At 66.7% G+C, this 842-nt stretch carries 1 protein-coding gene; it reads left to right on the plus strand.

What is annotated here, in order from left to right; translation table 11 throughout:
* Positions 1–828: cupin domain-containing protein (locus ACNPM4_RS17965; RefSeq protein WP_448986591.1), on the plus strand; the 828-nt coding region annotated here is incomplete at its 5' end.
* Between the last annotated feature and the right edge of the window lie 14 nt (positions 829–842).

The following is an 842-nucleotide window of genomic DNA, read 5'->3' on the forward strand; positions in this document are numbered from 1 at the left end:
GGGGGGGGGACGACTCTCAGCCGGTCGGGTCTGCCCGCGGTGGAGGATGTGGAGGAGGGCGACCTGTGGTTCTTCCCCGCCGGCACCCCGCACTCCCTGCAGGGACTCGGGCCGGACGGGGCGGAGTTCGTGCTCGCGTTCGATGACGGCGACCAGTCCGAATCGAACACGCTGCTGCTGACCGACTGGTTCGCCCACACCCCTCCCGAGGTGCTCGCGAAGAACTTCGGCGTCGCCCAGGAGGTGTTCTCCGACATCCCGCTGCACAATCTCTGGATCTTTCCCGGCGAAGAGCCACCCGCACTCGACGTCGACCAGGCCGCTGCGGGTGTGGAATGGGGCATGGAACCGGTCATCTTCCGCCTCTCCCGCTCGAAGCCTCTCTACGAGAACACCGGCGGGTCGATCCAGATCGCCGACTCGACGAACTACAAGTACTCCTCCACGGTCGCCGCGGCGCTTGTGACGGTGGAGCCGGGGTCGATGCGGGAGCTGCACTGGCACCCGAATGCGGACGAGTGGCAGTACTACCTCCGTGGCTCGGCTCGGATGACCGTGTTCAACACCGGCCCGCACGCGAACACCACGGACTTCCGTCCGGGTGACGTGGGTGTCGTGCGAAAGAACTTCGGCCACTACATCGAGAACACCGGCGACGATGTGCTGCAGTTCCTCGAGGTCTTCCGCACCGACAAGTACGAGGAGATCTCGCTCGCGAACTGGCTGGCGCACGTGCCGCCGCAGCTCGTCTCGGCGCACCTCAACATCGACCCCGCCCTCCTCGCGACCTTCCCGCGCGGCTCGCAGGGCATCACGCCTCTGCGATAAGCAGAGTCGCGGCG

The organism is Microbacterium umsixpiens (genome assembly GCF_053543675.1).